The following is a 739-nucleotide window of genomic DNA, read 5'->3' on the forward strand; positions in this document are numbered from 1 at the left end:
CATCGCCTCTGACCGCCCGCGCTTGCCAAAAATCCACAGCTCGTCAATCAGGACGAAACCGGCCTTGCTGCCGCCCACCGTGTCCGTGTCCGCCGCGATCACCCGGAGTTCCGCGCGTGTCACGCGGTGCCGGATCATGCGCTGGTTGTCGACGACGTGCAGCAACTTCATCAGCTTGGGATCGGCCCGCACCATGGAAGCGGCGGGACCGAAGCTGTTGTTCGCGATCTTCTGGGTCGGTGCCAGGATGCTCAGCGCCGCGTCGTGCCGCCAGTTGCGGATGAGCGCGGTCAGCATGATCCCGGCGGCGATCGTCGACTTGCCGTTCTTTTTGCTGATGAGGAGAAGGAACTCCTCAATCAGCCGTTGCCCGGACTGGGCATCATAGGCCCCGAAGATCGCGCCCACGAGGTCGAAGACGAACGGCTCGCAAATCTCTCCAAAGGTCGGCTGCCCCGCGACGTCGACCATGCGCAGCGACTTGAACACGTCGAGGGCAGCGGCTGCCTCGCCAGGGAACAGAGGCGCGAAGGGGACCAGCGACCGCCGTTCGACGATCCGCTGTTCCCAGTCCGGACACGCGGTGGTCCAGACCGGCTGCTGGACGATCATGTGACCGTCAGTTCAGCAGGCCAGGTGGTGGGGCAGGGGGCTCATACGGGCCCCGGATGCCTTCCGCCGCTTCCTGCGCCTCCGCCTTCTTCCCCTTCCTTTCGGGACGGGGTGCCGGGGCGGCCAT

1 protein-coding gene is annotated in these 739 nt (G+C 65.8%); it reads right to left on the reverse strand.

Translation table 11 applies throughout. The annotated features are described in order from the left end of the window. The coding region (locus SB4_RS18485) for a terminase large subunit domain-containing protein (RefSeq protein ID WP_241488699.1) at positions 1-612 on the reverse strand (612 nt) is incomplete at its 3' end. Between the last annotated feature and the right edge of the window lie 127 nt (positions 613-739).

The sequence above is a fragment of the Sphingomonas sanguinis genome (assembly GCF_001476905.1).
GTDB classification, from domain to species: Bacteria; Pseudomonadota; Alphaproteobacteria; order Sphingomonadales; family Sphingomonadaceae; genus Sphingomonas; species Sphingomonas sanguinis_B.